We start from the raw sequence: 16,315 nt of genomic DNA on the forward strand, positions 1-16,315 counted from the left end.
TGGCCGAACTCCTCGCTATGGGCGGGCGAAATTGACCCTCTCCGTGATCCTGGTTCGATGGCCTTCCAAAAAGGTTACGGCTTGTTTTTAAGTTTTTTTCCCTGAACACTGGCGTGGATGCGCGCCAGCTTGGATCAGGAAAGGGAATGGGGTGCTCTGATGCGCCAAGCGCAAGAGGGCGACAAGCGGGCCTATGCCCGCCTGCTGGGCGAGGTCTCCCCCTTGCTGCGGACCATTGCCCTGCACAAGCGCTGCCCGCCCGATCTGGCCGAAGACATCGTGCAAGACACGCTGCTTTCCGTCCATACGGCCAGACAGACCTATGACCCTGAACGCGCTTTCATGCCCTGGCTGATGGCGATCTTCAGCCACCGCCTGATCGACCGGCTGCGCCGCGACTATCGTCTGCGCGCCAACGAAATCGCCTTCGACCCCTGGCATGTAACTTTCCAATCGCTGCCAGCGAAAGAGGAAGGGAATGCAAGACAGGCCGCCCGCGATGTGGCAGACGCGCTGGCCCAACTGCCAGCCGGACAGCGGCGCGCCTTGGAGCTGATGAAGCTGCAGGGGCTTTCGCTGAAGGAAGCCTCGGCTTTGACGGGGCGCAGCGTTCCAACCCTGAAAATCACCGTTCACAGGGCCATGACGCGGCTTAGGAACTATCTGGCCCAGAAGGAAGACGGCCATGCAGACCGATGACTTGATCGCCCAATTAAGCGCCGACCTTCGTCCGGTGGAAAGAATCGCCCCGCCCGAGCGACGCTTGGCGCTGTGGCTGTTGCTGGCCGTTCCCTATCTGGCCGTCATCATCGCCATCGATGGATTGGCCCCGGAACTGGGGCAACGCTTTACAGAGCCGGGCTTTCTTCTGGAACAGGCGGCGGCGCTGACCACCGCCCTGCTGGCGGGCTATGCGGCGCTCTGCCTCAGCGTTCCCGGACGCCCCAGCTGGATTTCCTGGCTGCCCCTGCTTCCCTTGTCGCTCTGGCTGGGATCGCTGGGTCAGGGCTGCTGGCAAAGCTGGCTGGCGCTGGGCGTCGGCGGCCTTGACCCCGGCAACGACATCACCTGCATTCCGTCAATCGCGCTGGGAAGTCTGGTTCCGGCGGCGGCCATGGTTTTCATGTTGAAACGCGGCCTGATCTTCGCGCCGAAAAGCGCTCTGTTGCTGGCCGCCCTGGCCTCGGCGGGATTGGCCGAACTGGCGCTGCGCCTGCACCACCCGGTCGATGCCAGCCCGGTCGTTCTGGTCTGGCATGGCGGCATTATCTTCGCCATCGCCCTTCTGGGCCGCGCGCTGGGGCCTCGAATGCTGAGGCGCGCTTAGACCATTCCGATGGCTTGCATGTACAACTCGAGCAGCTCTTCCTGCTCGCGGCGATCCTGAGGATCGGATTTGCGGATGCGGATCAACTGGCGGATGATCTTGACGTCGAACCCGGCAGATTTGGCTTCGGAATAGACATCCTTGATGTCGGCGGCCAGGGCGGCCTTTTCCTCTTCCAAACGCTCGACGCGCTCGATGAAGCTCTTTAAGCGCTCGCCCGTGATCCCGCCCTTGTCGCCTGCCTTGCCCGTCATGATCCTGTCCTCCCGGATTGAAGGCCCGGAAGATAGCCCCCCCGCAGCCCTTCCCGCAACCCCCTGGTTTATGCCAATTTGCGTTAATCGGAAGCGATTAACGCAAGCCTCAAGCGCCGGGCGGGCGCTGCGCGCCCTTGGCTCTCGCTCGCCAGGAGGCTCGCGCGCGGGCTTTGCCCGCGTCCAAGCAGCAAAATTGCCGCTTGGTTAACTCCCCTTGCGGTTAAGGTTTTTTTCCCCATATCCCGGCCAAGAGGCTAATCTAGAGGGGTCTCGAGGCCGCTGCCTTTCAGGGTCCGAAACCCCGTCACGAGGAAAAGAGAATCATGGATCTCGAGAAATATTCAGACCGCTGCAAGGGTTTCATGCAGTCGGCTCAGATGCTGGCTTTGCGAAGCGGCCACCAATTGTTCACGCCAGAACATCTGCTGAAGGTGCTGCTGGAGGACCAGGAAGGGCTGGCCGCCAATCTGATCGGCGAGGCGGGCGGCGACGCCAAGGCGGCGCTGAAGGCGGTCGAGGCCGAACTGGCCAAAATTCCCAAGGTCGAGGGAGCGGGGGCCGGGCAAATCTACCTGACGCCCGAACTGGCCCGCGTTCTGAAAAGCGCTGAGACACTGGCCGAGAAGTCGGGCGACAGTTTCGTCACCGCCGAGCGCCTGCTGATGGCGCTGGCCATGGCGGCGGGCACCCCTTCGGCCAAGGCGCTTGGCGAAGGCAAGGTGACGGCGCATGCGCTGAACAAGGCCATCGAGAATGTGCGCAAGGGCCGCCAGGCCCATTCCGCCAGCGCCGAGAACAGCTATGACGCGCTGAAGAAATATGCGCGCGACCTGACCCAGGCGGCCCGCGACGGCAAGCTGGACCCGGTGATCGGCAGGGACGAGGAGATCAGGCGCACCATCCAGGTCTTGGCGCGCCGAACCAAAAACAATCCGGTGCTGATCGGCGAACCCGGCGTCGGCAAGACGGCCATCGTCGAGGGCTTGGCCTTGCGCATCGTCAATGGCGACGTGCCGGAAGCCTTGAAGGACAAGCAGTTGATGGTGCTGGACCTGGGCGCTTTGGTGGCCGGGGCCAAGTTCCGGGGCGAGTTCGAAGAGCGGTTGAAGGCAGTGCTGACCGAGACCACGGCGGCCGAAGGCAACATCATCTTGTTCATCGACGAGATGCATACGCTGGTCGGCGCAGGTGCTGCCGAAGGATCGATGGACGCCTCCAACCTGTTGAAACCCGCCTTGGCCAGGGGCGAGTTGCATTGCGTGGGAGCGACCACGCTGAACGAATATCGCAAGCATGTCGAAAAGGACGCGGCGCTGGCTAGGCGCTTCCAACCGGTCTTCGTGGATGAACCCACGGTGGAGGACACGGTCTCCATCCTGCGCGGCATCAAGGAAAAGTACGAATTGCACCATGGCGTGCGCATCGCCGACGGGGCCTTGGTCGCCGCCGCCACCCTGTCGGCCCGCTACATCACCGACCGTTTCCTGCCCGACAAGGCGATCGATCTGGTTGACGAAGCCTCGTCCCGCCTGCGCATGGAGGTCGATTCCAAGCCGGAAGCGCTGGACGAATTGGACCGGCGCATCATGCAGCTGAAAATCGAGCGCGAGGCTTTGAAAAAGGAACCCGACGCCGCCTCGAAGGATCGTTTGCAAAAGCTGGAAGGCGAGTTGGTCGGCCTTGAAAAGAAGGCGGCCGAAATGGCGGCCTCCTGGAAATCGGCCAAGGACGGACTGGCCAACGCCACCAAGATCAAGGAATTGCTGGAACAGGCCCGCATCGAAGTCGAGAAGGCGCAACGCGAAGGCAAGTACGAACGGGCGGGCGAACTGCTTTACGACCAGATTCCAAAGCTGGAAAAGAAGCTGGAAAAGATGGATGGCGGCGCCGACAAGGGCAGCTTGAAGGAAACCGTGACGCCCGAACTGATCGCGGGCGTGGTCTCGCGCTGGACCGGCGTGCCGGTCGATAAAATGCTGGAAGGCGAACGGACCAAGCTGCTGGCCATGGAAAAGAACCTGCAACGACGCGTCGTCGGCCAGGAAGAGGCGGTGATCGCCGTCTCGAACGCCGTGCGCCGCTCGCGCGCTGGTCTGGCCGATCCGCACCGGCCCATCGGCTCGTTCCTGTTCCTTGGCCCCACCGGCGTCGGCAAAACCGAACTGTGCAAGGCGCTGGCCGAATTCATGTTCGACGACGATTCAGCGCTTTTGCGCATCGACATGTCGGAATATATGGAGAAACATTCGGTAGCCCGCCTGATCGGAGCGCCGCCCGGCTATGTCGGCTATGACGAGGGTGGGGCTTTGGCCGAAGCCGTGCGCAGGCGTCCCTATCAGGTCATCTTGTTCGATGAAATCGAAAAGGCGCATCCGGATGTTTTCAACGTGCTGCTGCAAGTGCTGGACGATGGCCGCCTGACCGACGGCCATGGCCGAACCGTCGATTTCAAAAATACGCTGATCGTGCTGACCTCGAACCTGGGCGCCGACATTCTGGCCAACCAGCCGGAAGGCGAGGATTCCGCCGCCGTCAGGGAGCCGGTGATGGAAATGGTGCGCGCTTCCTTCCGCCCGGAATTCCTGAACCGCTTGGACGAGATCCTGCTTTTCCACCGGCTGGGCCGCGCCCATATGGACGGCATCGTCGATATCCAATTGGGCCGCCTGCGCAAATTGCTGGCGGATCGCAAGATCACGCTGGAGTTGGACAAGAAGGCCATCACATGGCTGGGAGACCAAGGCTACAACCCGGCCTATGGGGCCAGACCCTTGAAGCGGCTGATCCAGCAAGCGCTTCAGAATCCTTTGGCCGGATTGTTGCTGGAAGGAAGCCTGAAGGACGGCCAAAAGGTGAAGGTTGGCGTCAAGGGCGACGAACTGGACATTCACCCAGCATGACCTGTAAAATGGCGGCATGAGGCTTAATCGCATCTTGCCGCCATTCTCCCCAAAACGCCTAGCCGCATGGCTGGCGGTGGTTGCTTTGCTGATGCAGGCCGCTTTCGTGCCGCCGTCTTTTTCAGCCGCAGGCGCGCCTGACCAATTGATGGTCGATGCGCATGTTTTATGTTCCGGCGCCTCGCTTCCTTTGAGCACGCCAGACACCGGCAATCAAGATGGCTGCGCCTTTTGTCTGGCTGGCGCCTGCGCGCCCGTCATCGCGCTGACGGCCCCCACGGTTGAACTGCCCTTGCCAAGCGGGTCCGGCCATGCGCTGGGACCGGCGCCTGACATCGGCGTTGCGCAGTCGATCGCCTCTCATCCCCGCGCGCGCGGCCCCCCGCAGAACGTCTGATTTCCCCCATACGATCACGATCTATCCATTTTATCGGGAGTATCAGACATGTTGCGTACCTTGTTTCTGGCCACTGCTTTTTGCTTGGCCGCAATGACCGCCAATGCCCACGACTACAAGCTGGGCGATCTGACCATTCAGCACCCCTGGGCCAGGGCTTCGGCGGGCATGGCAGGTGCGGGCGGGGCCTTCTTCACCATCGTCAATGGCGGGGCCTCCGACAAGCTGCTCAAGGCGGAAGCCGACGTTTCCAAGGTGGTGGAGCTGCATACCCACATCAAGGACGGCGAAGTGATGCGCATGCGCCAAGTGCCAGACATCGACGTCGCAGGCGGAACGGAAACCAAGCTGGCCCCCGGCGGCTTGCATGTCATGCTGATCGGGCTGAAGGCTCCTTTGAAGGAAGGCCAGGTCTTTCCCATGACGCTGACTTTCGAAAAGTCCGGCACGGTCACGGTCGAAGTGCAGGTGCAGGGCGTGGCTTCCAGTACGCCAAGCCATGGCCCTGCGGTTCAGGAAAAAAAGCAGGAAATGCAGCACAAGAGCCACTAACGAAAATGGGCGGCAGGGTCAACCTGCCGCCCTTATTCTGTCGGCGCAAAACAATCTTACTGCACCGCGGCCATTTTTCCGAGCACAGCGGCATCGGCCATTTTGCGCTCGGTTTCGCGGCGCGCCTGATGGAACAGATCCAACTCCTTGCCCGCCAGCTTGCGGCCCGACGGCATCTTGATGCTTAAGGGGTTGACCTGATTGCCGTTGACCATCACTTCGTAATGAAGATGCGGCCCCGTCGACAGGCCGGTCGAGCCGACATAGGCCACCACCTGGCCCTGGCCGACGCGCTTGCCGGTTCTGACGCCCTTGGCGAAACCCGAAAGATGCGCGTAAGCGGTGGAGAATCCGTTGGCGTGGCGGATGCGCAGATAATTGCCATAGCCTTTGTTGACGCCCGCCATCTCGACCACGCCATCGCCCGCCGCCTGAATGGGTGCGCCATGGGGCAGGCCGAAATCGATGCCCTTATGCATGCGCGAATAGCCCAGGATCGGATGCCTGCGCGAACCGAATTTCGATGTGATGCGAGCGCCATCGGCTGGCGTGCGCAGCAGGGCCTTTTTCACACTCTCGCCCTTGTCGTTGAAATAATCGACCAGCCCATCGGCGGCCTTGAAACGATAGTAATGCAAGGGCTTGCCGGACAACGTCATCGATAGATAGTAAATGTCGCCATCCTTGACGGCATTGCCCTTCTCGTCGGTCCAGCGTTCGTAGAAGACTTGGAAACTGTCGCCTTCCTGGATGTCGCGTTGGAAATCGACGTCGTAGGACAGCACGCGCACCATGGTGGACAGAACATTATGGCCGATGCCCGCCTTGATCGCGGCGTCATACAGGCTGGAATCGATCCGCCCTTCGGCTCGCACAATTTCATGGCTCAAGGGCTTTAGGTTTTCCTTGGCGGAGAAACTTCCGTCCTCGCCGCGCGCCAGCTCGATCTTGCGCGCATAGTCAGGTTCGAAGGAAAGCCCCATGAAGCGCGATCCCCCCAACCCATCGGGAGTCGGCTGGAACGTCACTTCGATTTGCTGCCCGCTTTTCAGATCGCGGGGATTGAACATTTTGCGCAGCGCGCCGATGGCGGCATGCGCCTCGCCCGCCTCGGCGCCTTCATCGATTAGAATCTGGGCCAACGTGTCGCCCGGCTCGACGGCCAGCAGACGAACCATCGGCAGAAGAACCTCTTCTTCCAGCAAACTGTCGCCATTGAGGGTGCCCGCGCCAAGCTGGGTTTTGGAATATTCGCCGTCCAGCAGGGCAGCACCCGCGCCCTGGACCCGCCCGCCCGTGCCGGGATCGATGAAAAGAAGCGCCGTCGCCGTCAGAAAGGCCAGTCCAAGAATGCCCCGCCGGACAAGTCGCCCCGTTTCCATGCCAACCTCTTCCCCTTGCTTCTCTTCTTATGACGGTAAAAATGCGGGAATTAGCCCAAGCTGTCAACCGACACATTGATTCCGAACGATAATTTATTCACAGCCCCGCAGGCTATGCAGGCCTCATATGGGAATTTAGACCTTTTTGCGGGCCAGATAACACATGGCGATTGTGTTGAATTAGTACTAATACGTGGTTGTAGTACCATGATATATGCAGAAAATCAATTCGGTGGACTTGGTTTCGCATGTACATTAGGGTTTGTCAGGATTTGCCATACACACGACCATGTAAAATACCGCATTCAACTAAATTGCTGCGTATTTTTCAAAATAAAGGGGAGATCCAATGAAACATCCAACGTCACTCGATTCAACCATGCCCAGGCGCGCTTTGCTGGCGCGTGGCGCCAAGCTGGCGGGCGCTTGCGCAGCGCTGGCGGCCTTCGGCCCCCTGGCGCTGATCCCTGGCAAGGCCTTGGCCCAGGCCAAGGGCATTCAACCCGAGGAGAGCCTGCAACAGACCATGGACCGATTGTTCGGCAAGCGCCCGATCAAAGAGGCTGGCAACGTCTTCGAATTCAAGATTCCCATGATCGCCGAGAACGGATCGGTGGTCGCCGCCCGCGTCGAGGTGAAAGGGACGATGACCAAGGACAAATACGCCAAGGCCATCTACATCATCGCCGACAAGAACCGCCGGCCGCTATCGGCCAAATACACCTTCACGCCCGATGCGGGCGGGGCGCTGGTGGGCACCAATCTTCGCCTTGGCGACACTACCAACGTGCGGGCCGTGGTCGAAATGAGCGACGGCAGCCTTTATCAAGCCATCCAGGAAGTGCGCGTGACCGTCGGCGGTTGCGGCGGCTGACCCCGCCCCATCGTTCCGCCAACGCCACATCGCATCGTCAAGGAGAACAATCATGGCCGAAGTCAAGATCCGCCTTCCCAAAACCGTCGCCAAGGGCGAAGTGATCGCCGTTCGCGCGCTTGTGACCCATCCCATGGAAGTCGTCGAGCGCGGCAAGGACGGCAAGGTCATCGAGAAAGTCTACAACTTCATTCACACCGTCACGGTCACCTTCAATGGCAAGACCATCATGACGGGCGAAATGACCCAGTCCCTAAGCGCCAATCCTTTTGTGGAATTCCCGCTCAAGGTCAACGAACCCGGAAAACTCGTCATCACCTTCGAGGACACGACGGGCGAGAAGCACATCGGCGCGATCGACGTCGCGTTCTGACGCAGACCCGAAAAAAAATCATGGGGAGGCCAACATGCATCAATGGACATCCTGGCGATCTTTCGCCATTGCAGCCGGGTCGGCACTGATCGTCGCCGCCTGCGCCACCGCCGTTCCCGAATGGACGTCGCAGGCGATCAAGGAATCGGCGGCGCCCTTGGAAATGAAGGACGGCAAGCAGGTTCAGATTCGCTACAACGAAGGACCCTACAGCCCCTTTGCCGCCATCGACTGGTCGAAATACCGCACCTACGCCTACAATGAAACGATCCCGCAGCCGCCCGTCGTCAAGGCTGCGATGCCCAAGGACGTCAAAGGCGACGTCGAGAAGGGCAAGAAGCTGTTCCAAAACCGCAACAAGGCGCCCTGCACCGGGTGCCATGTGGTCAGGGACGATATCTGGCCGATGGGCAATGTCGGCCCCAATCTGTCCCATTTCGCCGAAAAGAAATTCAAGGACGAATTCGTCTATCAGATGATCTACGACATGCGTTCGGTGAACGAAGACAGCCACATGCCGCCCTGGGGCACGTCGGGCGCCTTCACGCCCGAAGAAATCGTGCATCTGGTGGCCTATCTGCAAACCCAGAAAGGACCCGACGTCAAGCGCAAGGACCCCAATATCGACCCGTCCACGCGCTATGTCTCGGAAGGGTTTGGCGACAATCTCGACCCCACCAACAATCCGGCCATCGCCATGGCCGAAAGCGCTGCCGCCAAGGTCTGGAAAAAGGCCGGAACGAACGGCAAGACCTGCGAGTCTTGCCATGCGGGCGGACCAGCCAAGATGGTCGGCGTCGCCACCAAATGGCCGCGCTTCGTGAAAACCTATGATCGCACCATGGCGATCGAGGATTTCCTGGGGCCGCACAGCAAGGACACGATGGGGGCAAACAGCCTGCCCGCCCAAGGGACTGACAACATCCTGACCGCGACCGCCATCAAGATGGCGTCCAACGGGATGAATCAGAACATCGACATGTCGACGCCCGAGATGAAGGCGGCACTCGAGCGCGGCAAGGGGTCTTTCTACAACCGGGTCGGCCAGCGCAATCACGCCTGCGCCGACTGCCACACGCCGGAAAGAGGCGGCGGACATTTCCTGGGCGGGCGCATGCTGCCCCAGGTTACGATGCCGATGAACCTGCATTTCCCCACCTACCGCACCAACTTCGCCAAAGTGTGGGACATCAGGAAGCGCTTCCAATGGTGCACCCTGCCGCTGGGCATGAACTTCATCCCCGGCGATTCGATCGAATATGCGGAACTCGAGCTTTATCTGGCCTCATTCGGCCAGGGCAAGCCAATCCGCGTCCCCGGTCTGGGTCACTAAAGGATATGCTCTCTTTCCTTCGTCATTGCCGGGCTTGACCCGGCAATCCATGGACCCCCGGGCCAAGCCCGGGGGTGACGACGGGGGACGAAACTTTCCCATGCCCTACCGTTAATTGGAGGCATTCATGGACGAGGTATCACGGCGCGACTTTCTCGCCCTGGCCGGCGTGGCGGCGGGCGCATCCCTGATCAGCGGACGCGGCATCGGTGCCGAAATGAAACCTGAGAACCTGACCGATTTTCAGGCGATGGGCAATGTGACGCTACTGCACATGACCGACAGCCACGCCACGCTGCTGCCCGTGCATTACCGAGAACCGGACAGTCTGTACGGCGTGGGCGCCGAAGCGGGCAAGCCGCCTTATCTGACAGGAAAAACCCTGCTCGACCATTACGGCTTCAAGCCGGGGTCGCCGGAGGCGCACGCCTACACGCATCTGTCCTTCACTGAATTGGCGCGGCAATACGGACCCATGGGCGGCTATGCCCATATCGCCGCCCTGGTCAATCGCGTCAAGACGGAACGCCCCGGCAAGGTGCTGCTGCTGGACGGCGGCGACACCATCCAAGGGTCGGCCACCGCGCTGTGGACGCAAGGGCGCGACATGATCGACGTCGTCAACCAGCTTGGCGTCGACGTTTTCTCGCCGCACTGGGAGTTCACATACGGCATCGACAAGGTGCGGGAATATTTCGGCGACGCCGAAAAGCAAGGCGTCTTCAAGGGCGATTTCGTGGCCCAGAATGTGCGCGACACCCAATGGCGGGAACCGGTCTTCAAACCCTATACGGTGCGCGAAACGGGCGGCGTCAAGATCGGCGTCATCGGCCAGGCCTTTCCCTACACGCCGATTTCGCATCCGCTGCGCTTCGTGCCCGACCTGACCTTCGGGATCGAGGAGGGACGGATTCAAGAGCTGGTCGACGAGCTGCGCAACAAGGAAAAAGTGGATGTCGTCGTTCTGCTCAGCCACAACGGCTTCTCGGTAGATTGGAAACTGGCCGGGCGCGTCAAGGGCATCGACGTCATCCTGGGCGGCCACACGCATGATGCGCTGGCCCAGCCTGTAAAGGTCGGCAACACGCTGGTCATCCAATCGGGCGCGCACGGCAAGTGGCTGTCGCGCCTGGACCTCGACGTGAAGGACAAACGCGTGCGGGGCTGGCGCTACAAGCTGATCCCCGTTCTTTCGAACGCCCAGCCTTCCGATCCGGCCATGGCCAAGCTGATCGAAACCATCCGCGCCCCCTTCAAGGACAAATTGTCCGAAAAGCTGGCAGTGTCGGAATCATTGCTGTGGCGGCGGGGAAATTTCAACGGCCCCTTCGACGAAATCATCCTCGACGCCTTGATGAAACATTACGACGCCCAGATAGCCTTCTCGCCCGGCTTCAGGTGGGGCATCAGCATTCTGCCCGGCCAGACGATCACCCAAGAAGACGTCTTTACCCATACCGGCCTGACCTATCCCAACACTTGGTCGCGCGAACTTTTAGGGGCCGAGATCAAGCATGTCATGGAAGATGTGGCGAACAACCTGTTCCATCCCGATCCCTATGCCCGCCAGGGCGGCGACATGGTGCGCGTGGGCGGGGTCAGCTACGCCATCGACCCCAAAAAGCCGATGGGCCAGCGCATTTCCAACATCATGGTGGCGGGCAAGCCTCTGGACCAAGCCAAATCCTACAAGGCGGCGGGCTGGGCTTCGATGCAGGAGATGAAAGGCCCGCCTTGCTATGACGTGGTCACGGCCTATCTGCGCGGACAGGGCAAGGTTAGGATCGAAGACCGCAACCGCGTGCAGTTGATCGGATAGGAGAAAGCCCATGAAACGGCGCGCCGTCTTGACAGGCCTGGCGGGCATCCTGGCCGCGGGCGTTTCGCCCCTGATCCTAAGCCGCCCTTCGGCGGCGGACCTGACCGGCAAGAACAAGCGCGTGGTCATCGCTGGCGGCGGCGTCGCCGGATGCAAGACGGCGGTCGAATTGCGCCGCTTGCTGCCGGACGCCGAGATTCTGCTGGTGGAACCGCAGCCCAGCTTTTTTTCCGGCCCGGCCACGCTTGATTGCGTTTTTGGACGCAGACCCTTCGCCGACGCCATGCGCGGCTACGAGCTGTTGTCCGCCAAGGGGATCAAGATCATTCGCGGCCAGGTTCTGGGGGCCGACATGAAAAAGAACATGGTGGAGACCAGCAAAGGCTCGTTCGTCTATTCCGCCTTGGTGGCGGCCAGCGGCATCGAACTTGCCACTGAAACGATCGACGGCTTGCAGGCCGATCCCGAAGCCAATCTGTCGCTCTACGACCGCCAGGCCCTGTCCAAGCTGCATACCCGCCTGTTCGCCTTCAAGGGCGGCAACATCGTCGTCAGCGCGCCGCCGGGCGCCGTAAAATGTTCGCCAGCCCCCTACGAATATGTCTTGCTGCTGGCTCATCATCTGAAATCGCGCAACCTTAAGGGCAAGGTGGTGCTGATCGATGATCGGCCCAATCCGCAGCCCCAACTGGTGGCCGATGGTTTCAGCGCTGCCTTCGGCGCCTTCGGCCCCTATATCGATTACGTCTTTCAAGAAAGCGTGGCCCGCGTCGACGTCAAGAAGCGCGAGGTGGAAACCAGCATGGGCGATAAAATCCCCTATGATCTGCTGTCGCTGATTCCGCCCAACAAGGCAAGCAAGCTGGTCGCCAAGCTAGGCATTCAAGGATCGAATGACAGCTTTGCCGATGTCGATCCTCTAACGCTGCGCAGCAAGGTGAACGAGGCGGTCTTCGCCCTGGGCGACGCGGCGCGCACCCCGTATGGCTTTAGCGCCGCCGCCGCTTTCGAAAGCGCTGTCCTGTGCGCCAAGGGCGTGGCCGGTCAACTTGGCGTCAAGCAGCCCGACATAACCCAAGACAGCCCTGCCCGCGTGCAAACCGCCTGCTATCCCTATCTGTCGCCCGATCTGGCGATGCGCTCGATTTCGCGCTATGCGGTGCATCTGGACAAGGGCGCTTTGAAGCTGCACTCTGATCCCGACGCCGAGGCCAAGGGCACGCCCGACAACAAGGCCGCCCGCCTGAAATGGGAGCGCGACATGCTGGCATCGATCTTTGGCTGACGAGGTCTTGCGATGAAGAACATGCTGCTGATTCTGGCCCTGGCCTTCGCAACCTTCCCAGCAGGGGCGGGCGAGTTGGTGATGTTCGGCTTCGAAGGCTGCCCCTATTGCGCCGCCTGGGAGCGCGATGTCGGCCAACATTACGCCAGTACCGACGTGGCGGCGCTCCTTCCGCTAAGACGCATCGACATCAAGGCGGAACGCCCCAAGGGCTATGAGAAGATCGAAGGCGTGCGCCTGTCGCCGACCTTTGTGATCATGGCCTGCAAGGAAGAGGTCGAGCGCATCCAGGGCTACCGCGATTCGGGCACCTTCTGGGACCTGATGGATATGGCCGCCGCCAAGGCAAGAGCGCGCGAAGCTCAGGCCAAGTGCTGACGCGAACCGGCGCTGGCAAGGCGCAAGATCAAGTAGCCAGCCGCAGCCGAGGCGAATGACCCCAGCAGCACGCCAAGCCTAGTCGCATTCAACTGGCTGTCGTCGGCGAAGGCCAGGGTTCCCACGAACAGGCTCATGGTGAATCCGATGCCGGTCAGAACGGCAACGCCGTAGAATTGCATCCATGTCGCCCCTGTCGGCAACCCTCCCAGCCGCAACTTGATTGCCAGCCAGGACAATCCGACGACTCCCGCCTGCTTGCCCACAAACAATCCCAGCGCCGTGCCCAGAGTTACGGGATGAACCAGGGCGTCCAGCCCCAAACCATCCAGGGGGACGCCCGCATTGGCCAAGGCGAACAGCGGCAAAATGCCGAAAACGATCCAGGGATGCAGGGAATGTTCGATTTGTTCCGAAGGATTGGGGCGCGGCAGAATCAAGCCGACGGCAACGCCCGCCAGCGTGGCGTGGACGCCCGACTTCAATACGCAGACCCACATGAAGGCGCCCAGCAGCACATAGGGGGCGATGCGCCTGACGCCCAAGAGATTCAACAGAATCAGGCCAACCAGCCCCACTCCCGCCAGCCCCAGCGACAGGGCCGACAGGTCTGCCGTGTAGAAAATGGCGATCACCACGATGGCGCCCAAATCGTCAAGGACGGCCAGCGCCAACAGAAACACCTTCAACGATACGGGAACGCGGGTACCCAGCAGCGAAAGCACGCCCAGCGAAAAGGCGATGTCGGTCGCCGACGGAATGGCCCAACCGCCCAAAGTTTCCGGGGTCTGCCAGTTGAACGCGGCATAGACCGCAGCCGGAACCGCCATGCCACCCACGGCGGCCACGGCAGGCAGGGCCGCCTTTCGCATGTCGTTCAGTTCGCCGGCCATCACTTCTCGCTTGATCTCAATGCCGACCAGCATGAAGAAGACGGCCATCAAGCCGTCATTGACCCAATGCAGCAGAGTTTTGGACAGGGCGTAATCGCCCACCGAGAACGAAATCTTGAGGGCCAGCAGGTCTTGGTAAAGCCCTCCCCAGGACGAGTTGGCCCAAACCATGGCCAGCGCTGCGGCGGCGGCCAGGAAGAATCCCCCCGCCGATTCCTGACGCAAGAAGTGCATGATGCTTTTCACGGCGATTGTCCCTTCCTTCCAAGGGGGAGATATAGACTTTTTGTGCCGCAAGACAAGTTCGTGACTACCGCTATGCCGCCAATCCACCCTGGCCACCAAACGGGGGATAGGATGTCGATGGAGTTGCACCCCCACGTAATACCACTTACAGTGGTTGCCCTGGAGCGCCCTGGGGGCGTTCATCTTAAGGGGGGATTTTCATGTACGACGCCAATCCGCAAACTGGCTCTAAGCCATTCGGCAGGGCGCCCGGCCCGCCCATGGGTTTCGTCTTTTCCGGCACCGCCTCGGAATATTTCAGCATCTGGATCGTCAATCTGATCCTAAGCTCCCTGACTCTGGGCATCTATTCGGCCTGGGCCAAGGTGCGCAACAATCGCTATTTCTACGGCAGCACCTCGCTGGACGGCGCCTGCTTCGAATATCACGCGACGCCGATGCAAATTCTGAAAGGCCGCCTGATCGCCTTTGCCCTGATCCTCGTCTACGCCATCGCGGGCAATCTTGTTCCCCCGCTTGGATTGGTCCTTGGCCTTGCCTGGCTTTTCCTGGTTCCAGTGGTGATTAATTTAAGCCTGCGCTTCAACGCGCGCATGAGCAGTTATCGCAATGTGCATTTCGATTTCGAAGGTTCCTACGGCAAGGCCTTCCTGGTCTTCATTCTTCTACCGATTGTCGCCCTTGTTTCGCTAGGACTTCTTGCCCCCTATGCTCATCGTGAGACCTCGCGCTATCTGGTTCAAGGCTATCGCTTCGGGGGCAAGTCCTTCAATGCCGACCTCCCCGTCGGCGGCTTCTATAAAATATATCTTCAGGCATTCGGCCTGCTGCTGGCACCGGTGATTGTCCTGTTCATCGTTTGGGGTCTTGGCGACATGGCCAGTCTTGATGAAATGGCGGCGATCATTCCTCTGGCCTTTTACGCCATCATCTTGCTGCTGGCTCCTTTCGTCCGCGCCAAGGCGCGCAATCTGATCTTCAGCCACGCCTCGCTTGAAGGTGGACATCGCTTTTCCTCCAGCCTCAACCCCTGGCGCTACGCCTGGATATCAGCCAGCAATCTTGTCTTGATGGTTCTTAGCCTGGGCTTTCTTCTGCCCTGGGCGCGCGTTCGCATGGCCAGATACATGGCCGACAGCACGGCGGTCATTCCGGCTGGCGACCTGTCGGGCTTCGTGTCGCAGCTTGCCGTCAATCAGCAATCCTTCGCCTCGGAGATGGCCGACATGGCGGATGTGGACATCGCCTTGTGACGGAGCGCTTGAAAGGCTGGCTGTACGAGGAAAACAGCTCGCAGCGGCGCGACGTTTTTGTGGACATCGATGATGGCGGATCGCTTCGCCTGGGCGGCCAAGCGCTGTGTTCCTGGCTGGCGGTAACGGTTTCGGATCGCATCGGCCAGATCCCGCGCCGCCTACGCCTGCCAGATGGCCGCGTGCTGGAAACGCAAGACAACGAAGCCGTCGACCGGCTGGAAATCCGCTTCAACCGCCAAGCCAGCGCCCGCTTGTTGCATCGCTTGGAATCGCGCTGGCGTTGGGCGGCGGCGGCCCTGGCCGCCACCGTTCTTCTAGGCTGGCTGACCGTTGTTTACGGCATCCCACTCGCCGCCAACCGGCTGGCCTTCGCCCTGCCGCAATCGCTGCTGACCATGGCCAGTCAGCAGACGCTGGAAGCCTTCGATCAACTGGCCTTCCACCCTTCCATGTTGGAGGAGAAACGCAGGGCTGAAATAGAGGCCCTGCTGAAACGGGCCGCCAAGGCCGCCGACAGCGACCATCACTACCGCCTTGCCCTGCGCGATGCGGGCAAGATCGGCGCCAACGCCTTCGCGCTTCCCGATGGCACCATCGTCATGACGGATCAACTGGCGGACCTGGCCGAAAGCGATCTGGAAATCTTAGCCGTGTTCGCCCATGAAATCGGCCATGTGGAAATGCGCCACGGCATGCAGCGCATGGTGCAAAGCTCGGCCATGGCTGCCATGGCCCTGTTCGTCTTGGGCGACGTGTCGGACGTGCTGACCGCCCTGCCCGCCATGCTGTTGGAATCGGCTTATTCGCGCGACTTCGAACGCGAAGCCGATCTGTTCGCCGTCGCCTTGATGCGAAAACTGTCCTTGCCGCCAGCCCATCTGGCCGCCTTTCTCGAGCGGATGGAGAAGGCGGAAGGGCAGACCTCGGCCCCGGCTTGGCTGTCCACCCATCCCCCAACGCCGGATCGGCTGCGCCTGATCCGCGAGGCGGATGCGCTACAGCGCCCCTAATTCGGTAACCCTATACCGAATTTATTGCATTGG

The 16,315-nt window shown here is 60.8% G+C and carries 16 protein-coding genes; 13 read left to right on the forward strand and 3 right to left on the reverse strand.

The genetic code is table 11. The annotated features are described in order from the left end of the window. Positions 1-117 precede the first annotated feature (117 nt). Complete coding sequence (locus tag HQL44_14800) at positions 118-699, forward strand: sigma-70 family RNA polymerase sigma factor (protein ID MBF0269852.1); 582 nt, start codon at positions 118-120, stop codon at positions 697-699. Then, positions 686-1,327 (forward strand): DUF1109 family protein, encoded by a 642-nt coding sequence (locus HQL44_14805; GenBank protein ID MBF0269853.1) that lies wholly within the window; start codon positions 686-688, stop codon positions 1,325-1,327. The genes HQL44_14800 and HQL44_14805 overlap by 14 nt, the downstream gene beginning before the upstream one ends. Here HQL44_14805 and HQL44_14810 read toward each other — a convergent pair. Then, complete coding sequence (locus tag HQL44_14810; GenBank protein ID MBF0269854.1) at positions 1,324-1,581, reverse strand: DUF2312 domain-containing protein; 258 nt, start codon at positions 1,579-1,581, stop codon at positions 1,324-1,326. The two genes, HQL44_14805 and HQL44_14810, sit on opposite strands and share 4 nt — an antisense overlap. 326 nt (positions 1,582-1,907) lie before the next feature. On the opposite strand from HQL44_14810, the gene clpB reads away from it, so the two are divergent. The 3 genes from clpB to HQL44_14825 are packed head-to-tail and all read left to right on the forward strand — an operon-like array spanning position 1,908 to position 5,433. Beyond that, positions 1,908-4,484: an ATP-dependent chaperone ClpB gene (clpB, locus tag HQL44_14815; protein MBF0269855.1), complete on the forward strand. Its 2,577-nt coding sequence runs from the start codon at positions 1,908-1,910 to the stop codon at positions 4,482-4,484. 16 nt (positions 4,485-4,500) lie between these two features. Continuing rightward, positions 4,501-4,881, forward strand: a complete 381-nt coding sequence (locus HQL44_14820) for a hypothetical protein (protein MBF0269856.1) — start codon at positions 4,501-4,503, stop codon at positions 4,879-4,881. A gap of 48 nt (positions 4,882-4,929) precedes the next feature. After that, on the forward strand, positions 4,930-5,433 hold the full coding sequence (locus tag HQL44_14825) for a copper chaperone PCu(A)C (GenBank protein MBF0269857.1): 504 nt from the start codon (positions 4,930-4,932) through the stop codon (positions 5,431-5,433). Between the two features lie 56 nt (positions 5,434-5,489). Here the strand turns inward: HQL44_14825 and HQL44_14830 are convergent, their stop codons facing one another. Further along, positions 5,490-6,815, reverse strand: a complete 1,326-nt coding sequence (locus HQL44_14830) for a M23 family metallopeptidase (protein MBF0269858.1) — start codon at positions 6,813-6,815, stop codon at positions 5,490-5,492. 349 nt (positions 6,816-7,164) lie between these two features. Between HQL44_14830 and HQL44_14835 the strand changes: the two genes are divergently transcribed. The 6 genes from HQL44_14835 to HQL44_14860 all read left to right on the forward strand — a co-directional run bounded on the left by HQL44_14835 (position 7,165) and on the right by HQL44_14860 (position 12,877). After that, positions 7,165-7,689 carry a thiosulfate oxidation carrier protein SoxY gene (locus HQL44_14835; GenBank protein ID MBF0269859.1) on the forward strand — a complete coding sequence of 175 codons (525 nt, stop codon included), beginning with the start codon at positions 7,165-7,167 and terminating at the stop codon, positions 7,687-7,689. A gap of 52 nt (positions 7,690-7,741) precedes the next feature. Further along, positions 7,742-8,062 carry a thiosulfate oxidation carrier complex protein SoxZ gene (gene soxZ, locus HQL44_14840; protein ID MBF0269860.1) on the forward strand — a complete coding sequence of 107 codons (321 nt, stop codon included), beginning with the start codon at positions 7,742-7,744 and terminating at the stop codon, positions 8,060-8,062. A gap of 34 nt (positions 8,063-8,096) precedes the next feature. Then, positions 8,097-9,395, forward strand: a complete 1,299-nt coding sequence (soxA, locus tag HQL44_14845; protein MBF0269861.1) for a sulfur oxidation c-type cytochrome SoxA — start codon at positions 8,097-8,099, stop codon at positions 9,393-9,395. A gap of 127 nt (positions 9,396-9,522) precedes the next feature. Next, entirely contained in the window at positions 9,523-11,214 is a 1,692-nt protein-coding gene (gene soxB, locus HQL44_14850) for a thiosulfohydrolase SoxB (protein MBF0269862.1), read from the forward strand. A 10-nt stretch (positions 11,215-11,224) separates the two neighbouring features. Next, positions 11,225-12,499 (forward strand): NAD(P)/FAD-dependent oxidoreductase, encoded by a 1,275-nt coding sequence (locus tag HQL44_14855; GenBank protein ID MBF0269863.1) that lies wholly within the window; start codon positions 11,225-11,227, stop codon positions 12,497-12,499. A 12-nt stretch (positions 12,500-12,511) separates the two neighbouring features. Then, positions 12,512-12,877, forward strand: coding sequence for a thioredoxin family protein (locus tag HQL44_14860; protein MBF0269864.1), 366 nt, complete (start codon positions 12,512-12,514; stop codon positions 12,875-12,877). Here HQL44_14860 and nhaA read toward each other — a convergent pair. Then, positions 12,862-14,022: a Na+/H+ antiporter NhaA gene (gene nhaA, locus HQL44_14865; GenBank protein MBF0269865.1), complete on the reverse strand. Its 1,161-nt coding sequence runs from the start codon at positions 14,020-14,022 to the stop codon at positions 12,862-12,864. The genes HQL44_14860 and nhaA overlap by 16 nt on opposite strands. 194 nt (positions 14,023-14,216) lie before the next feature. Here nhaA and HQL44_14870 point away from each other — a divergent pair, with 194 nt between their 5' ends. Both HQL44_14870 and HQL44_14875 read left to right on the forward strand, forming a co-directional pair. Beyond that, positions 14,217-15,269: a DUF898 domain-containing protein gene (locus HQL44_14870; GenBank protein MBF0269866.1), complete on the forward strand. Its 1,053-nt coding sequence runs from the start codon at positions 14,217-14,219 to the stop codon at positions 15,267-15,269. Continuing rightward, positions 15,266-16,282, forward strand: coding sequence for a M48 family metallopeptidase (locus HQL44_14875; protein MBF0269867.1), 1,017 nt, complete (start codon positions 15,266-15,268; stop codon positions 16,280-16,282). Before HQL44_14870 ends, HQL44_14875 begins: the two co-directional genes overlap by 4 nt. Positions 16,283-16,315: the final 33 nt, after the last annotated feature.

This window comes from Alphaproteobacteria bacterium, assembly GCA_015231795.1.
In the GTDB taxonomy this organism is placed as follows: domain Bacteria; phylum Pseudomonadota; class Alphaproteobacteria; order Rhodospirillales; family WMHbin7; genus WMHbin7.